The sequence below is a fragment of the Schlesneria paludicola DSM 18645 genome (assembly GCF_000255655.1).
Taxonomy (GTDB): Bacteria; Planctomycetota; Planctomycetia; order Planctomycetales; family Planctomycetaceae; genus Schlesneria; species Schlesneria paludicola.
The window spans coordinates 2,608,530-2,627,034 of record NZ_JH636435.1 but is presented as its reverse complement, the minus strand read 5'-3'; the positions used below and the strand labels follow the sequence as shown (position 1 = coordinate 2,627,034).

General features: G+C 55.0%; 11 protein-coding genes. 5 read left to right on the top strand and 6 right to left on the bottom strand.

Annotated features, from left to right (window positions below):
• The first annotated feature begins 5 nt into the window (after positions 1 to 5).
• Positions 6 to 608 carry a hypothetical protein gene (locus OSO_RS0129100; protein WP_040592690.1) on the top strand — a complete coding sequence of 201 codons (603 nt, stop codon included), beginning with the start codon at positions 6 to 8 and terminating at the stop codon, positions 606 to 608.
• Between the two features lie 30 nt (positions 609 to 638).
• On the opposite strand, the gene OSO_RS0129095 is transcribed toward OSO_RS0129100, so the two are convergent.
• Positions 639 to 1,919 (bottom strand): peptidylprolyl isomerase, encoded by a 1,281-nt coding sequence (locus tag OSO_RS0129095; protein ID WP_010586490.1) that lies wholly within the window; start codon positions 1,917 to 1,919, stop codon positions 639 to 641.
• Positions 1,920 to 2,611: 692 nt separating this feature from the next.
• On the opposite strand from OSO_RS0129095, the gene OSO_RS48760 reads away from it, so the two are divergent.
• Positions 2,612 to 3,739, top strand: a complete 1,128-nt coding sequence (locus OSO_RS48760; RefSeq protein WP_010586488.1) for a TlpA family protein disulfide reductase — start codon at positions 2,612 to 2,614, stop codon at positions 3,737 to 3,739.
• Positions 3,740 to 3,841: 102 nt separating this feature from the next.
• On the opposite strand, the gene OSO_RS0129080 is transcribed toward OSO_RS48760, so the two are convergent.
• Entirely contained in the window at positions 3,842 to 4,756 is a 915-nt protein-coding gene (locus tag OSO_RS0129080) for a sugar phosphate isomerase/epimerase family protein (RefSeq protein ID WP_390511470.1), read from the bottom strand.
• Between the two features lie 667 nt (positions 4,757 to 5,423).
• Here OSO_RS0129080 and OSO_RS48755 point away from each other — a divergent pair.
• On the top strand, positions 5,424 to 6,512 hold the full coding sequence (locus tag OSO_RS48755) for a tetratricopeptide repeat protein (protein WP_083842986.1): 1,089 nt from the start codon (positions 5,424 to 5,426) through the stop codon (positions 6,510 to 6,512).
• Positions 6,513 to 6,549: 37 nt separating this feature from the next.
• Here the strand turns inward: OSO_RS48755 and purH are convergent, their stop codons facing one another.
• From purH to OSO_RS48750, 3 genes are all read right to left on the bottom strand, one after another.
• Positions 6,550 to 8,133 (bottom strand): bifunctional phosphoribosylaminoimidazolecarboxamide formyltransferase/IMP cyclohydrolase, encoded by a 1,584-nt coding sequence (purH, locus tag OSO_RS0129065; RefSeq protein ID WP_010586485.1) that lies wholly within the window; start codon positions 8,131 to 8,133, stop codon positions 6,550 to 6,552.
• A gap of 355 nt (positions 8,134 to 8,488) precedes the next feature.
• A complete protein-coding gene (locus OSO_RS45610; protein WP_237729349.1) occupies positions 8,489 to 9,601 on the bottom strand; it encodes a DUF1559 domain-containing protein in 1,113 nt (370 codons plus the stop codon).
• Positions 9,602 to 9,728: 127 nt separating this feature from the next.
• Positions 9,729 to 10,160 (bottom strand): hypothetical protein, encoded by a 432-nt coding sequence (locus OSO_RS48750; protein WP_157605514.1) that lies wholly within the window; start codon positions 10,158 to 10,160, stop codon positions 9,729 to 9,731.
• A gap of 944 nt (positions 10,161 to 11,104) precedes the next feature.
• Between OSO_RS48750 and OSO_RS0129040 the strand changes: the two genes are divergently transcribed.
• The gene (locus OSO_RS0129040; RefSeq protein ID WP_010586481.1) at positions 11,105 to 12,382 is read left to right on the top strand and encodes a purple acid phosphatase family protein; all 1,278 of its coding nucleotides are present in this window, start codon (positions 11,105 to 11,107) and stop codon (positions 12,380 to 12,382) included.
• Between the two features lie 402 nt (positions 12,383 to 12,784).
• On the opposite strand, the gene OSO_RS0129030 is transcribed toward OSO_RS0129040, so the two are convergent.
• Positions 12,785 to 14,845 (bottom strand): ATP-dependent helicase, encoded by a 2,061-nt coding sequence (locus OSO_RS0129030; protein ID WP_010586480.1) that lies wholly within the window; start codon positions 14,843 to 14,845, stop codon positions 12,785 to 12,787.
• A gap of 1,172 nt (positions 14,846 to 16,017) precedes the next feature.
• Between OSO_RS0129030 and OSO_RS0129015 the strand changes: the two genes are divergently transcribed.
• The gene (locus tag OSO_RS0129015; protein WP_010586477.1) at positions 16,018 to 18,252 is read left to right on the top strand and encodes an efflux RND transporter permease subunit; all 2,235 of its coding nucleotides are present in this window, start codon (positions 16,018 to 16,020) and stop codon (positions 18,250 to 18,252) included.
• The last annotated feature ends 253 nt before the right edge of the window (positions 18,253 to 18,505 follow it).

Here is an 18,505-nt window from a genome sequence, read left to right as displayed (position 1 = left end):
CGACCATGCTTAGTAAACGATACTTCGCCTGTATTCTGGCGGGACTGGTTGTTGGTTGTGATGCCGCTCAATCCAGCAAAGACACCGCAGTCCCGACTCATAAGGCCACCCCGCGTGATGAGGCATCCAATACCGATGCAGGCTCACGCGTGTTACAGGAACCGACCGAAAAACTGATCGCTGGGATCAAGTTCGAGATTCCCGCGGGATGGGAAGAGAAAACGTTGTCGAGCAACATGATTGCTGGCGAATATGCTCTGCCCGGCGATGCGGGACCGGGCCGTCTCACGCTGTCCACGGCAGGCGGCGGGACAGCGGCAAACATGGAACGCTGGAAGGGGCAATTTCAGCGAGGGCCTGCCGACCCAGAGCCAACTGAAACGCCACTGACCGTTGCTGGCAAGAACGCGACGCTGATCGAAGTGCATGGGACCTATACCGACATGTTCGGTGGTGGGGGCCCAAAATCGAGCTGGCAGCTTTTGGGTGTTGCGATCCCCATCGATCAGGATCACAACTACTTCGTAAAACTGACGGGACCGAGCGAAACGCTGGCGGCGCGACGTGACGAGTTTCTGAAGTTCGTCGAAAGCGCCCGTTTTGAATAACGGCGTCGCCGACTCGCGATTTGTCGTCGGCTATTTGTGACCGGGTTTGTCTTCGGGGATGAAGTTCGGCAGCGAGTACTGAGACTCGATGACGACATTCGTGAACAGCTCTTTGAACAGCTTGTTCTTGCGGCGTTCGTTCTGTTCGTTCATCAGGATTTCACGAATCTCGTCCTGGACTTCGCCGAGCGGCTTGCGACCGTCGGGCTCGCGTGCGGTGATTCGGACGATACAGAACGACGTCGGTCCTTCATGAATTTCGCTGAACTGGTTCAGCGGCATCGCGAACAACTTTTTCTCGAGCTTGGTGTCGGCGAGATTTCCCGCTTCCATCCAGTCCCACTCGCCGCCATTTTTGACAGAGGGGCCGTCCGAGTACTTCTGCACGACCTTTTCGAACGGGACGCCGCGTTTGAGTTCCGCGATGGCTTGTTCGAGTTTCTCTCTTGCTTCCGTCTTATTCAGTTCTGGTGTGACTGACACTTGGATCTGCTGCCATTTGACACGCGCGGCGACCAGGAACTTGTCTTTGTGCGATTGATAGTACGCACGCAGGTCGGGGCGATCGATGGGCTCTGGCTTGTCGGACTTGATGGCCACGCATTCTTGAGCGAGGCGGCCCAGGGCAAAGTTGTCTTTGACGGTCTGCAGCGACGTCCCCTGCTTGTTCAACGCCAGTTCCAGCTCAGTCCGATTCGTGACGTTGAGCTCCTTCTTTAATTTGGGGATCATCTCTTTTTCGAAGGTCTCGTCGATGTGACCATCCATCAGCTTGAGCTGCTCGGGCTTCAGCCCTGCTTTGAGGTGTTCAACGAGAACCTTGTTCATCACATAGCGAGGAATTTCCTGCTGGATAATCGAATAGCGAATTTTCTCATAGTCTTCTGGAGTTCGGACCGGTAGAGCTCTCGCCAGTGCAGGGTCGCTGTAGGACGCACGCATTTTTTCGCGAATGTCTTTCAGCTTCATCGTATTCGGATCGAGGATATCACCATTCAAAATGGGAGCCCCGTTGACGGTGGCCGCCACCTGCGAATTGAAGATCGTCGTATCGTCTTTCCATTCATCCCACGGATTTTTCGCCAGCGACATCGAACCGACCTGTTCGATCTCGGTTCCTTCACCGTGTTTCTTGGGGTCATAGGCCTCCGCCTGAGCGATGTCCTCGTCTTCAGGGTCTTCCTTATCGAGTTGTGCGACCCGCTGGGGTGCCTGGATCATCACGGGATGGTCATGTTTCTTTTGGAGGCTGTTGCACCCCTGCAAGAAACAGCTCAACAGGATCGGCAACAATAGCAATGCTCGATGCATAGTGCCTGCGATGTCCTGGAGGATGGAAGTGATGACCGTACAAAATGATTGGACGCCAGCTCGTGCTGACGTGAGGTTACCAATACGAACAAACGTCGTGATCAAATCGCTCGAGACGCCGAGCCTGGAAGCCATTCGGCGCACGGGAGAGGATCTGAAACACGACGAGCGGCCGAGGGTTGTAGTCGGAGTCTGGATTTTGAGGCAAGACCGATTCTGCAACGTTTTGCTGCGATTGTTGTTGCCGTGACGGCGAGCGGCAGAATGTACCGATCGACGCGACGCGAATTGTCTTCATGGCGAGCCTATCAGCCTGTTGAAGTACGGGGGACAGGCACCTTGGCACTCATCGGAGCCAGTGCCTGTTACTTCAGTAGGCCGCTAAGCCACGGTTCGCAGTCCGGGACTGGCTCATTTTCCTGCGGCAAAGGGAAGGCTTGCTCTGGTCGATGCACTGTGGGTTCCAATGATCCGGGAAATTGTGCCTGTCTCCCCTCTCGTCAGACTGTGAACGGTGATCGAACCTGAAGAATCCTGAAATCGTGACTGGCCGCGGACCTTCGTACGGATAAGCTTATCTTGTTCGGTTTTTGACGCCCCGCTAACCTTTCGATCAATAGGTTTGCTCGCGTCAGACTCTGCCAGCAGCAACCGCTCGTTTATTCTTCGGAAAGGCAAGGTTCTCACAACATATGACGAAGACTCTCATCGCGGCCTGTGCCCTGCTATTGGTATTTGGCCAATCTAGTGAAGTCAGGGCCGACGAACTGACACTGGGATCAAAAGCGCCCAAGCTGGAAGTGGAAAAGTTCATCAAGGGCGACGAAGTCAAGAAGTTCGAAAAAGGCAAAACGTATGTTGTCGAACTTTGGGCCACCTGGTGCGGCCCCTGCCTCGCCACAATCCCGCACTTGACCGAGCTTCAGAAGAAATACGAAGACGTCGTGTTTATCGGTGTGGCGGTTCTTGAAGAAGACCGAAAAGCGGTCCCTGATTTCGTCGAAGAAATGGGGGCGAAAATGGAGTATCGCGTCGCCATTGATCAGGTGCCCGAAGACAGCGAACCGGCGGAAGGTAAGGTCGTCAAGAACTGGATGGAACCTGCAGGTCTGCAAGGGATTCCTTCCGCGTTCATCATCAACGGTGAAGGCGTCATTGCCTGGATTGGCCATCCCGCTCAGATGGAAGAGCCACTTTCCCAGATTGTTGAAGGCAGGTGGGATCTTGTCGCCGAAGCGAAGAAGATTACGGAAGCGAAAGAGTTGCAGAAGAAGATGGTTGCCATCTTCACCAATCTGCAAAAGCTGTATGCCGAGTTTAACAACGACAACGAGCCCGACGAGTTGCTGAAGGCGCTGAGCTCGGCCGAGAAAGAGATTCCCGAACAGGCCGTTCAGTTCCAGCTCATTCGATTCCAGGTGTTGTCACTGACGAAAGACCGAACGGCCGATGCGATCGAGACGGTGAATGCTCTGCTCGAATCGGACAAGGCGGACGACTGGCAGTTGCTGAACAACATCGCCTGGATCATCGTGAATCCTGACCGAGATTCGAAAGCCGATCCCAAGCTGATCAAGTTGGCACTGAAAGTGGCACTCAAGGCGGATGAACTGACGGACAAAGAGAATCCTTCGATCGCCGACACGCTGGCGAAGGTTTACTTTGATAACGGAGATCTCGCCAAGGCCGTGAAAACACAAGAACGCGTAATCGAGCTGGCCGAAGGCTCGCAAATGGCCGCGGACCCCAGCGTCAAGAAACGGCTGAAGCAATATAAGAAGGCGTTGGAAGCGTCGACCGCGAAGTCAAAAGCGGAATAGTCACCACCTGGGACACCACGTTTTGCCATCACGCTGCAGAGGTTGCCATCGCGACCGCTGCAGCGTGATCGTTTTTAGTGCCCGCGGTGCTTGGTGACGGTGTCATTTTCGTCCCAGCATCCGATCCAGCGAATCGCCGGTCTGATAGATCAGCGCTTCGGGCCAATGCTGATAGGGGTGGAAGTACTCGAACGTCAAATAACGGCGATAATTGTGGGCATCAAGTGCATCCAGGACCGCCGGCCAGTTCGTGGTTCCGTCGAGCAAGGGGCGAAACGATTCCAGCGAGGAATCGGTGCCCTTCTTTGTGAACTCTTTCAGGTGGACGTTGCGAATTCGTGATCCCAGGTACGTAATCCAATGTTCGGGAAACTGATACTGCATGATGTTCCCCGTGTCGAAATGGACCTGCACGAATTCGGAGTGAAAGCTGTCGACAAAGGCGGCCATTTCCATGGGCGTCATCAGAAATCCGTTGAAGAAAATATTCTCGATATTCAAATGGATCTTCAGCTTCTCGGCCTGGGGTAACAGTTTTGTCACCGCCTCTTTCGCACGTCGCTCGCACAGATCATTCGCGACGGGTTCATAATCTGTGCGCCAGGGAATATGGACCGCTCCCGGGACGACGAGCAGGTTTTCCGTTCCCAGGTCGTGTGCCGCTCGAGTCATCAGACCGGCCAATTCCAGACCTCGCGCCAGTTTGGCGGGATCGTGGCTGGTGAGCGGATAGGGCCAGAAGAGAAACGAGCACAATCCACTGATCGCGATCCCGATCTTGTCGGCCAATTGCCGGATTGCCGCAAACTCTTTCGAACCCGACTTCGGAGACAGTTCGCTGTCCAAGTCAAAATTCAGCTCGATTCCGTCGAAACCCGCTTCTTTCGCCAACCGCAGGCATTGCTCCAGCGACATCTTGTCGGGATACGGAAACGCCCACAAATTGATCGACTTCTTCATGTCATAGCGTTTGCCGGAACCTGTCGGCCCGGCTGCCGCAGCCGCGACGGACGTCATCCCCCACGGGCCGTGCATGGCGGCCGTCGCACTTCCGGCAACCGTCAGTGCCGTTCCCAGCATCGCACGCCGACTTAAACCATCAAGACCTTTGGACATGTTCGACTCGGACATGATGATGATTCCTCTTGCTGATGATGACCCGTCCACTTCCATCGCGGCACAGCCACTCTGCCCCGGCAGGTCGGCGAACATTGTCCGCAGGCTCGTGGGCCTGATCGTAGACGAGTTCATCAACGTATCAATTCAGGTTCGAAGAGTCACAGGATATTGATCCATTGTCCCAGAATGAACCGAGGAACTCGTCTCTGGAAGAACTTCGTTGCAACTGGAAGTCATTCAACGCCACGAATCAGTTGAACTGTTCAGTTGTGCCGTAAGTGACGTTTGGTAAATGGATTGCAACGAGCTCTTGTGTAATCGGAATAATCAACAAAGTCGACTCAAGTTACCGGTCGTGGTTGGCCGATGGATGATTGATACCAGGCGTCATGTCTCGAGTTCTCGATCATCCCGCCCGTTCCTTTCCAGACAATCGATCAACCCGTCGCACCACACAATCACACCACGTGACAATCACAGCACGTGAATTCGATGGCAGTCGCATCCGCCGGACGCTACGGCGGGCAGCACAGGCTCTGTCGACGTTTCACCAAGGATTTCGGTCATGCGAGCATTGATAGCAACCTGCCTCATGTTGGTCATGGCTTTTCAGGTGGGATGCACCACGGCGGCAATCAAGACAACGCATCAGCAGCACGAAGTCAAATCTAAAGTTGCCAAGCGGTACCTGGCCGCGCGTCGTCTGGAGTCGCGGGGTAAATTCGAGCCCGCACGCGAAATCTACAGTGACCTGCTGCTGGAACATCCGCGGAACCCAGATATTCAGCACCGGCTGGCGGTCGTCTGCACACGGCTGCACCGATACGGGGAAGCACAAAGCCTTTATACGCGAGCCCTGAAACGTGATCCGAAGAATGCCAGCCTGCTGACCGACATGGGATATTACTATTACTTACGCGGTGATGCCGTTGAAGCGGAATTGATCTTGGGGCAGGCCCTTCATCTACGCCCCGATGATGTCCGAGCGACATCCAATCTTGCGCTGGTGGTTGGGCGGCAAGGACGCGTGGACGAATGTCTGAAGCTGTTGCGGCAAGTCCATGATGAACCGAATGCGCTCTCGAATCTGGCCTACATTCATCACTTGCGGGGCGAAGAAGGCCTTGCCAAGCAACGGTACCGCGAAGCAATTGCACTGGAGCCGAAATTGGACGAAGCCAGTGTTGCGCTGGCCGAGCTGACAAAGCTTTATCCCGATATTACCGTTGCGGACTTCGTTCTTCCGGTCGAATCCTCGACCGAACCTGCTCGCCTGCCGATGCCTTCGGACATTCAACAGGTTAATGCGGTGGTTGGATCGAGCCCGGGCGGCGTTTTCAATGCGAGCTTCACGAGCGAAGCGGCTGAAGACGACGAACCGGCAGCAAAACCTGGGCGATTACGGGCCATGACTTCACCTGATGAGTCACCCGCAACCTTTGAAACAGATGAAACGTTCCAGGAACCACGTAAAGTGGATTGGCCCGAACGTGATGCTTCAAGTGACACGGATGCGGAACACGACTGGAACACCGACAAGTCGGATTCTGACAAGTCGGCGGGCGGTTCAACGCCACGTCGTGTCATGGACTGGGACGATGAGACGACGCAGGAAGCCGATCCCTTCGACGTGAATGCCGATGCCTCGAACTGATTGCATCGGCATTCCACCGTCGATGAAGGTTCCGAAATCAATGTCGGAAATGTCGGCATCCGGTCATGATCATGGCGATCCCGTGCTCGTTGCAGGCGGCAATGACTTCGTCGTCACGCTTTGATCCTCCGGGCTGGATGACGGCCTTGATTCCCGCGGTTTGAATCTGGTCGATTCCATCCCGGAAGGGGAAGAACGCGTCAGAAGCGCAAACGCCGCCGCGTGCCCGGTCGCCCGATTTGTAAGCGGCGATATACGACGAATCGAGGCGACTCATCTGCCCTGCCCCGACACCGACGACCTGTCCGGACTTGGCGAACAGGATGGCGTTTGATTTCACGTGTTTGCAGACCAGCCAGGCGAATTCCAAGTCGACCATTTCTGCTGCCGTCGGAGCGCGCGAGGTGACGACGCGCCAGTCTGACTTCTGTTCGACGGATTCATCCCGATCTTGAACCAGCAGTCCGCCAGTGACGCGGCGAAAGTCCTGGCTCAGCGGGCGCGATTGCATCATCGCGGGACACTTCAGCAGGCGCACGTTGTTTTTCCATTTGGGAATCGTCGTCAGTTTCTCAAACGCCGTTGTCGAGAAATCCGGGGCGATGATCGCTTCAATGAAATGTCCCGGAGCACACAATTGATCGGCGGTGGCTTCGTCGACAGGTTGATTGAAACTCAAGATTGAACCAAATGCACTGACGGGATCGCCGGCGTCGGCCTTGAGGTAGGCATCTGACAATGTTTCCGCGATCGCACAGCCACAAGGATTGTTGTGCTTGATGACGACCGCTGCCGGCTTCTGAAACTCACGTACAATCTGCATGGCGGCGTCGAGATCGAGCAGGTTGTTGTACGAGAGCTCTTTACCGTGCAGGATTTGTGCGGCGGCCAGCGAAGTTGGCGAGGGATTCGATTCAACGTAGAAGGCCGCACGCTGATGGGGGTTTTCACCGTATCGAAGTGACGACCGTCGTTCGAACTGAAGTGCCAGCTTCGCGGGAAACTCGGCGGGAGCGTCTTCTTTCGTTTCGGTTGTGATGCCAGCCATATAGTCGGCGATCGCCCGATCGTAGCGGGCGGTCATTTCGAATGCGGCGGCGGCCAGTTTCCGGCGGAATTCGAAGCTCAAGGCTCCGCGTTCCAGTTCGCTCAGGACTTGATCGTACTGGCTTGAACTCGTCACGACACCGACATACTTGTGGTTTTTGGCCGCCGAACGCAGCATGCTCGGCCCGCCAATATCGATCTGTTCGATCGCGTCTTCGGGCGTGACATTCGGTTTCGAGACGGTCTCGACAAACGGATAAAGGTTCACCACAACCAGCTCGAACGGGGTGATCCCGTGTTCGCTCATCGACTTCGCGTCTTCGGCCAGGTCGGGTCGGCCCAGCAGTCCCCCATGAACTTTGGGATGCAGAGTCTTGACACGGCCGTCCATCATTTCGGGGAAGCCCGTGTAGCCCGCGACATCCAGCACGGGGATTCCAGCCTGTTCAAGAGACTTACGGGTTCCCCCTGTGGACAGGAGCTCAAATCCCAGTCGGACCAAGCCTTGAGCGAACGGAATCAAACCCTGTTTGTCGCTGAGGCTGATCAGCGCACGACGAGCGGCAACGGCCATGGAACAACTTTCCGCGTTTCCTACTCCTTGGGCGACAATCGACGAAACTGCCTGGGGGCACCGTCAGGCCGGAATGGGGTTCTGCACCCGTCGCGACAAGGAAAAGCAGCATCATTCTGGATGGTCACCGACACGGCGTCGCGGAAATCCGATCCGCCGTGATGCCCCACTTCGGTGAAATTGACTGTCGAGAAGTGACGGCCAATCAAGACTTGGATGCTACTGATGCCGGAGTTCAACGTCAAATCGCCGGTCCGGGAACTCTTCGATGGTCAATTTGAAGAACGAACCCGGTCCGGTCTGCGATGGACACCTGAACTGACGATTTTACAAGGGTTTGTGAATGGTCGTGCCCTCAGAATTCCCCAACGGTTGTTCCGTCGGCGCGGTCGCCCAAACTCTGCCATGTGCCAAGGTTGATATTGTCGGAAATAAAGCGGACCGAGCCGTCACCCATTGAGATCTGCACCCCACCAACGTGTGCACTTCGTGCAGCGTAGGCGGCTTGCTGCCAAGGCGTTGAAGTGCATTCCATGTTCTCGGCAACAAAGGATTTGTCGTTGGGCTTTAGCAGCGTGGTAAATGACCATGATTGCATTCCCTGGGCATAAACCCAGCTCCAGCCACGTGGTTCGTAGCGGTTGTTCGACGCACCCGTGGCGGTGTATGCACACGGCGCATAAGTCCCGGAATTCGACGAGCACCACGATGTGGCCGGGGTCGCGGTTCCTGATTGACAGCCCGAATAGTTGTTGTCCTGCTGGACGTAGGGAAACCCGACACGCGATTCCGCGACAACCATCGTGTTGGACAGGCCATCTGTCACATGCGCGATTCGAACGGCACTCATCCCATAGATCACGGCGACGCCTTCATTCTGGCAGGTGATGGAGTTGATTCCGGAATAGTTCCCCAGCGAATCGGCACACCAATTGTCGGTATTGCCAACGCACACCATGTAATTGATGGGGCCTGCCAGTTTCACGGCCTTGGCGGAATCAGACGAATCCGAAGGGCAAAGGAACACCGGCAGCGCGGTGCCTGCCACGGCGGCGTAGGTCGTCATGGCAGGGTTCGCGGGATAGGGAATCGTGTCGGCCCAGGCCGGTTCCGCATTGAAGTTGAACAAATTGTAAAGGTTTGCCTGGTCGAGAAATGGCAGAATTCGAAGCGACCACGCGGCGCCGTTGCTATGAGTCTGCGTCGGAATGTTGGCGCCCGCCGACCGTCTGACCATGGCAGGTGGAAAGATTGTAAACGTGTCGTGGTAGTTATGGATTGCCAGGCCAATCTGTTTGAGATTGTTCTTGCACTGTGTTCGTCGCGCCGCTTCACGAGCTTGTTGGACCGCGGGTAACAGCAACGCAATCAGCACTGCAATGATTGCAATGACCACGAGCAGTTCAATGAGTGTAAAACCGCGATGTGTCGAGGGTGTTGAGTGGTCACGTTCGGGCCGGTACATCATTCGTTCACTTTCTGAAAAGAAAAACTTCTGAGACAAGGAATGAAAAGCAAAAAGTGGCCCGCATCGCGGAAGCATAAATCGTAACTGTCCCCGTCTCTTCGGGATGTGAACGGTTACGCATGAATCATCAATCGGTCAAATTGAAATCTTCGGTGTTCGCTCCACCCTTCAAGCTCACTTTCAATTTGGAACTGGAGTTGAACTTTTTGGGAAGGTACTGACGTTCTTCGACAACTTCGGGGGCTCCTGGTTCTGGGATGAAGCGCCGGCCGGTGTCCTGAAATGCAGAAATCATGACCAGATACTTCCCGGCCATCATTTGTTTTTTCGTAAGTGAATAGCGGCCGTTCGTAATGGGGCCGAGATCGCCCTCTCCCGGTGTGCCGTCCTCGGTCACAAACCGAATCGCCCCCTTCTCAATCGGTTTTGATTTGTATGTGACGCTGCCTTCAACCGTGCAGGGTTGATTGCCGCTTCCACATCCCGCGACCATCGACATCAACAGCCCGCAGATCATGCTCACGCGGCAGTTTGACTGTTGTCGGTCTTGATGAGTCATGCCGTCGGATCCCAGTTTGGATGTGTCGACAACGCCGTGTCGCGCGGATCGCGGAGCGCACGCAGGGATTAACACAAGATTGATCTTGTTCAATGTCTAATCCTCACATTGAAACGAAAGAATTGAGTTGAGAGAAAACAGCTCGTGTCGAAGTCTCAAAACACGCGCAGGGCAAAACAATCGAATGACGAAAGTCAATTCGAGTACAGAAACAAAAGAGTGAGTCGATGAATTGCACAAGCGGATGCGTGACCGCCGCCCGTTTGTGATCCAAGCCAAATAGAATAATGCAGAGTTGTAGGGAGTGTTTACTTCATACTGTTCGTACGATGTGTAAGTAAACATTGCATTCTTGATGTTGTCAAAATGCTACGGAGACAGCATTAGCATCACAAGTCATAAATATGAAAACGACCTGAAAACTAGTGAAATTACGAAGATGTAAGAAGTGTTGTCGGTGTTCATGTGTTGTTTCAATGTATGTGTTCATTTGGATAGTTGTTGTAGAGGTTAAATTAAGGTGGCTCTGGACCGTTGTTGCTTATCGGTTTCTCAAATGGGCGAGCGTCAGAGTGTCGTGCTGGTGAGAAACTGCGCGTGTTGCCAACCGGTTGGGCAGGCTGTCGACGGCGGCCTGACGAAGTGGGGCCATCCCGCTCGATGCGCGAGAAATGTCAAGGCGGTTGCGGCTTTGAGTCGATTCCGGTGGCTCGGCACATCGTCCAAACGGACGCGTCAGAAGTCGCCCGACGGTTTCAGCACAGTGAGTTCTGCGGTATTGTTAAGCATTGCAGACGCCACGGTATGTTTCCTGGCCTGCCCGATGCAAAACGCATTGCGGTGCGTTTTGGGGAATGGCTGGCATGACAGGTGGCGTCGGGCATGATTCCCGCAAGTGGTTTCGTTTTTTCGATTTTCCGTTTTGTTTGAACTAGGACACCGCCATGTCTTCCTTGCATCGACGTGAATTTCTTGGCTCTTCCTTGGGTGGATTCGCTGCGGCGTTTGCCTTCGGCCCATCGCTATTTGCTCAAGATACGGTCACGGCAGCTGCGATCGCAGATGCGGCGAGCCTCAGTTTTGCACCAGACACGTTGTTTCTCTCGTGGCAGCAAGATCCTACATCCTCAATGACCGTGCAGTGGATTGGGAGTGAAACGCCTGCTGATGTGTCGGTTAAGTTCGCGACGGTGGACAATCCCCTTTGGCAGCTCGCCAAGACCATCACCAAGCCGTTTTCGACAACAGACTTGAAGGTCTTTCGCACGCAGCTGACGGGATTGAAGGACGGAACCGAATATCAGTTCCAGATTGGGAATGCGGCGAAAATTTATCGGTTTCGCACGATGCCACAGAAGGCAACCAATACCATTCAATTCGTGTCTGGCGGCGACGCCGGGGTCGACGAACATGCCGTCAAAACCAATATTCTCGCCGCGAAGCAAGAACCGTACTTCGCCTTGATTGGGGGCGACTTGGCATATGACAATGGCAAATCGCCCGAGACATTCATCAAGTTCCTGCAGAATTATCATGGCCACATGATCGACGCCAAAGGTCGTCTGATTCCGATGCTGAGCTGTATCGGCAACCATGAAGTCAACGGCAGTTACAAGATGAAGCGGGATAAGTCACCGAATTACTTGAGCGTCTTCGACAATCTGTTTCCCGAGAAGACGTTCGGCGTCCTTGATATTGGTGACTATTTGAGCCTGGTTCTGCTCGATACAGACCACCTGGAACCGATCGCGGGCGAGCAGACCTCATGGCTCGAGAAGACTCTGGCCGATCGACAGGACCGTCCGCACCTGATGGTCGCGAACCATGTTCCTGCGTATCCGTCGTACCGGGCAATGGAAGGGGCCAACGGTGGAAACGGCACCGGCCATGAACAACGCGTGCATTGGTGTCCGTTGTTTGAGCGTTATAACGTCGATGTCGTGCTTGAACACCACGATCATACGTTCAAACGTAGTCATCCTTTGACAAATGGTCTGAAGGATAAGAACGGTGTGCTGTATCTGGGTGACGGTTCGTGGGGAAAATTACGCGCTGCCAAGACACCGGAAGAACGCCCCTACCTCGCGGCAACCAGCTCCGCGTACCACGTGACAGTTCACCGGTTGGAAGGGGAACAGCGATTCCACATGGCCCTGGAAGAATCCGGAAAAGTGGCGGATGTCTGCATGACCACGAACAAGCGGCCCGCCCGCCGCGGATAATCCGCAGTCGCTGGCACGTGAGTTCGTCACGGTAAGTCACGAACCTGAAGCCCGCCCTACCCTGGGTGGGCTTTTGTTTTTTTGTTAAGGACGCCTGTTTACGTGCCGTCCGACGAGCAGAACGACGTTTAACGCTGTGACGGGCCTGATTCGGCGATTGCCCTGTGCAACTGGCTCTGCTAGTGCCCGATCCGCATTGATTCGTAGCAGGGCAATGAAGGTCGTCGAGAGACCTTCCAATAAGTGTTTTTCTGAAAGATGATTGCCGTTCGATTCCCACCCCACGGTGTTCCACATTCCGTCATCGACTGGCGCGGGTACGGCCAGTGGCACACAAAACCAATGAAAAAACTTGTCAGCGCTCCTCGTCAGACTGCAATGTGATCGATCGGTGCTTACGGCTCATTCGCGGATCGCGCGCTGCATTTCGACCAGAAACCGTGAAGGCTTGGTGGTTGAACGCTTGCCCCATTTCATGCGTGTTTGCGCGTAGCTGATCGTCAAGACGTCCTTCGCTCGTGTAATTCCCACATACGCCAGTCGGCGTTCTTCTTCGATTGCCGCGGGGTTGTTCTCCAATTCATCGGTAATGGATCGCTTGTGGGGCAGCAATCCTTCTTCCAGACCGACAAGATAAACTCGCGGGAATTCAAGACCTTTGGCGCTGTGCAGGGTCATCAGCTTCACGGCGGATTGTTCGAATGAATCATCTTCGCCGAAGCTGCGATCGTTGCCGTTGAGCGACGTTTGATCCAGAAACTCTGTCAGACTGGGTTTGGCCGACTTCTGTTCGTACTCGCGCAACGCACTGATGCATTCATCCAGTACGGCCGATCGGGCCAATTGTTGATCGGCGGCCTTGTACTGCTTTTCAATCTCGCTTTCGTAGTCGATTTCGTGCAGCAATTGCTGAAGCGTCTCGCCAAGGCGGGCGCCGCTCGCATTGAATCGCTGATGATAGCCCACCATCAGGTGGCGAAACTGTTCAATCGCTTTGGCGGTCTTCTGTGTAATCTCTTTCTCGGCGAGTGCATCGGGAATTACGTCCCAGATTTTCCGACCGGATTTCACGGCGCGATTCAGCAGTTTGGACGTCGATGCGTCGCCAATCCCACGCTGCGGAGTATTGATGATTCGCAGCAGTGAGACTTCGTCCTGAGGGTTCGACAGCACCTTCAGGTAGGCCATGACATCGCGCACCTCTTTTCGATCGAAGAACGACTGCCCGCCGACGAGCTGATAGGGAACGCGCACGCGGCGCAGTTCCGTCTCGAACAGTCGAGGTTGTTCGTTCGTTCGAAACAGAATGGCGATGTCTTGCGGCGGAACTTTCAGTTCTTTCACCAGGTAGTTGATCTCACGCACAACGCCTTCGGCTTCGGTCTGCTCGTCCGCGTAGGGTTTCACGCAGGGAGTCGGTCCGTCTTTGTGTGCGACCAGTGTTTTGTCGTGACGGCCGCGGTTGTGTTTGACGAGCTGGTTGGCCAGGCGAATGATTTCGCCGGTGCAGCGATAGTTATCCTGCAGACGGACGACCTTCGCTTCGGGGAAGTGCTGTTGGAAACTCAGAATGTGCTTCACTTCCGCACCGCGCCACCCATAGATCGACTGATCGTCATCGCCCACGACGCACAGATTGCGATGGGGTTTGACCAATGACCCGATAATCTGGAACTGCATCTCGTTCGTATCTTGATACTCGTCGATCTGCACTTTCTCGAATTTTTTTTGTTGCCGCGCCAGCACGTCTGGAAACTGATCGAACAATTGCGCGGTCAGCAGCAGCAGGTCGTCAAAGTCGACGGCACCTGATGCGCGCAGGCTTTGCTGATAGCGACGATATCCTGACGAGGCGAGAAATCCCTTATCGTCGTCGGCATACTCTGCGGCCAGTTCCGGAAGGACGCCCACCATTTTCCAGCGGCTGATTTGGCCCAGCAGGTCTGCGGGTTTCAGAGCGGCGTCGGTCACCTTGATGTCGCGGAGTGCCTTTCGCGCCGCCGATTCCTGATCACCCCGATCGTAAATGACGAATTTACTGGGGTAACCCAGTGCTTCGATCTCTTCGCGAAGAATTCGCACACACAACGAGTGAAACGTCGAGATCACAGGTCGGCTCGACGGGCGCCGGCCAAGAAAATGCGACATTCGTTCGGCCATTTCCTTGGCGGCTTTGTTCGTGAATGTCACCGACAAGATTCGATTCGGATCAATCCCGCTTCGGATCATTTCGGCCATGCGAAATGTGATCACGCGGGTCTTTCCTGTGCCCGCACCTGCCAAAACCAGCAACGGGCCATCCAGCGTTTTGGCGGCATCGCGTTGTGACGGATTGAGTTCATCCAGCGACGCCCCGCCGGGACGTTGCCCGCCGCCCGCGGCGCCACTGGGTTTCGGTGGTGGAGTGAATCCAGGCTTCGATGCTGGTGTGCTGAGAAAAGGTGAATAGGGTGTCGACGACACGGATCATCCTTGAAGGCTACAACGGATTGAGAATTTCGATCCAGGCTTGCCGCGATGAGATCGTACGCGAGCACCTGAACTGGCGAACGGATTTCAATACCAATGCGAAAACCGATTCCGTCCCGAACCGATTCCGCTGACGGTCTCTCGATATCGGCTTGGCGGCCGCAAAGATCGAAAATAATGATTCGAAACGTTCATGTGACTTTGACCGAATGAAGCGCGATCGAAGTTCCATCGTCGCCCTAGTTCGCAGTCTATCAACACTTCTGCTTCGGCGGGCATCATTGCCATTTCTTCTTACGAATTCCAGAACCGCGGCCACCGAAAATCGATCGCCATTTCGAATCGCACAGATGGCGCGATCGAATCGGACAGGCTTTTTTGTCAGGTCCAAAACGTCCTAAGTCCCCGGTTTCGGTTTCCGTGAAAACCGCGACCTGGGTATCGGGGCTCTGTACGTTGAGAATGCTCGAACAGGTAAGAGGTTACGGATCGTTCTGACGCCGGGAATCCGTCGCGATTCGTGCGGATTTCCACTCGCCGTCCTTTGGGCTTAGGTGTTTTGAACTCTTCGGCTCGCATTACCGAACACGAATCAAAACTGGCTGTTTGAATCGACCGGCGCCGCGTCTCGGTCGAAGTTTGGCGTGTCCCTCAGAATTCCATGTGCAGTTCCGGATTTGCCGACGGTCGGTCGCGGCAACCCGATTTGCGAGCCGTGAAGAATTTCTGAGCGTCCGGAAAAGTCTACGCCTTGCGGTCATCCGTCGTGGAACTCCATTCCTTGAGCAATCGTTAGTGTGAAACGATCAAACGACGCCCCTGAAACCGTCGAGAACATGTAGAGCGAGTGACGCAACGTCCGTCAGACCACCTGAGCGACGCCGTCACGACGCATTGGAACGCGAGTGGAACTTCGAATCTGAATTGACACCTCGATGAACGTGCTGCGAGCAGGCCACCCTGCCCGCGGGCGATGATCGGGAACCGTCAGGACAGAGTCGCTGTGCCACGAGCGGGGAAAATTTTTGCGGGCCGATCGGCGACGAAAACGCGGCGCTCGGCTGAAGTCATGGATTTGACGCGAGAAATCTCATGGATTGATGATGGAATTTTCGGCCAGATTTTGAATCCAACGCCGTTCATTCGCCAGAAAGACGCCGGACGAGATGATTTCGCACTTCTATCGACGATATAGCGTCACAATTCTCTGGCTCGTAGGCCTGTCGTTCCCCTGGCTTTGGTACCAGTCGGAACAGATGCGTTCCAATAACGACATCGAGACCTGGCTGCCACGTGATACGCCAGTACGACAGCTTTACGAGGAGTTCAAGCAGGACTTCGGCGCCGAAGAAGTCATTGTCATTGGACTGCCGCAAAAGCTTGCCACGGCAAAGCTGGTCGAAGCCTTCGCGGGCCGACTGGAGCGTCTGCCTGGCATTCGCCATTGCTGGACCCCCGACCGCATGATCGGGCGGATGAATGAATTCGGTGTCGAGAACGCTGCCGCGCGACAGCGCCTGAATGGCTTATTGACCTCGCAATCCGGCGATTTGATCGGCGTCGTCTGTATGCTCTCTGAGTTGGGAGTCAAAGACCGCGCTCAGGTCGTCGAAGATGTGAAACAGACCTTAACGTACTGTCAGTTCCCACTCGAATCGGTCGCCCTGACGGGGGCACCGGTCATCGTGACGGAGCTGGACCGATTGGGCAGCCAGAAATCCAGCCGACAGTTCTTTCTGTTGACCTGTGGAATCAGCCTGGGCCTGTTGTACTATTCATTCGGACATATGGGGCTGTCGCTGGCGACGCTGGGCACGGCGCTATGGGGAATTTTCCTCAACCAATCGATCATGCTGCTGTTCGGCGGCGAAATGAATTTCATCATGGGATCGCTGGCGATCATGGTGATGATTTTCACGCTCTCGATCTCGGTGCATGTGGTCAGTTACTATGACAGTGCACGGAAGGAAGGGCATCTGGAGCCACTAGCCGCCGCAGTGAAAGAGTCATTCAGTCCCTGCATGCTTTCGACGCTGACGACGCTGCTGGGGCTGGTTTCGCTGAATGTCAGCTCGATTCTTCCCGTCAGTCAGTTCGGATATGCCGCCGCGTGTGGTTCGATTGTGGCGCTGTTCGTGGGGCTGGGGGTGACCCCCGCTTTGCTGACGGTCTTGCCGAATTGCACCGTTCGGTCGACTCGCTTTCATCTCGACTTCCGCAAATGGGGGACCGCTGTCGCGGCGAACCGCTGGCGGATTCTTAGCAGCGCGGCCGTATTGTTGGCGGTGACGGCGATCGGCATCCTTCAGTTGAAGCCCAGTATCAACCCGACCGAATTCCTGCCCAGGAAAAGCAAAATCCTGGCGGACTTGAATCGCATCCAAGACGATTTGACGAACATCGATTCGATTGAAGCGGTGGTGGATCTCGGCGGGGACAAGCAGGCGTTTGTGGATCAGCTTCAGAAAGTACGTGCGATCGAAGCGAAGATTGCGGCGCACCCCGGCGTGCGTCATACGTTGTCGCTCGCGATGTTCTTCCCGGAAGAAATGCCAGATAACACACGCGCCGCGGCCCGTATCTTGAATCTGGCCAACTCGTACTCAGGTGATGAAGGGCTTGTCGCCGGTCGCCAGCGACTTTGGAGGATCTCGGCCCGAATCCGGCACGATATTCCGCAAAGCCCGGTGGAGGTGCTGAATGATTTGACGGAGCAACTTGCGGACGAACCTGTTCAGTTCACAGGACTGACCCCGCTGTTGAAAAATGCACAGCAGCAGATTTTCGATGGCTTCTGGCAAAGCTTCACGGCCGCTGTACTGACGATTTCACTGGTGATGGTCTTGTCGCTGCGGTCGATTACGGCTGCCGTGATTGCCATGATTCCCAACATCATTCCGATCTGGCTGGTGTTCGGCGGCGTCGGATTTCTAGGAATGCCGGTTGATATTGGCATGATGATGACCGGCAGCATCGCCCTGGGAATTTCTGTCGATTGTACCTTCCACTTCCTCGTGAAGTATCAGGCCGCCTATCGACAAGGAGCCTCATCGACCGAAGCGGTGTGTCAATCCCTTGAACACTCCGGCGAGCCGATGTTGGATTCCACCTTGATTTCGGCCTTGGGCATGTTGGCGTTGTGTTTGAGCAGTTTTGCTCCAACAGCCCGCTTCGGCTGTCTGATGGCTGCACAAATGATGGCATCATTGCTCGGTGAACTCGTGCTTCTGCCCGCGATGCTCAGTTGTCGGCCAACTCGGCGAGTGAAAACGGGGGCGGGAAAGCCGGGGACATTCGGACAATCCGGTTCGGCAAATGCCGACACCGAACTCGAGCCCGAAATTCATCCCTTCCCTGCTGAAGTCCCTTCGGTTCCCCGCCGGATTCGAACCGCTCAGTAATCCCGATCCGATGTCGGCCGTGAACGATCATGTCCACCGATCGTTCACGGCACTGTCATAATCGGAATCTCTCACCAACTTCTGCTGATGCTTTTGACGCCCGTTTGCGTCCTTTGGTACACTGCCCCTTCAGATGAAGAGATCAAGAATTCGTTCGCATGCAATTATCAAATGACGGCCGCGGAGAATCGGGTCACTTCGCGTCCTTCACTGGAGGTATCTTGCACGGACCGTCGGGAGGCGAGCGTTTCTG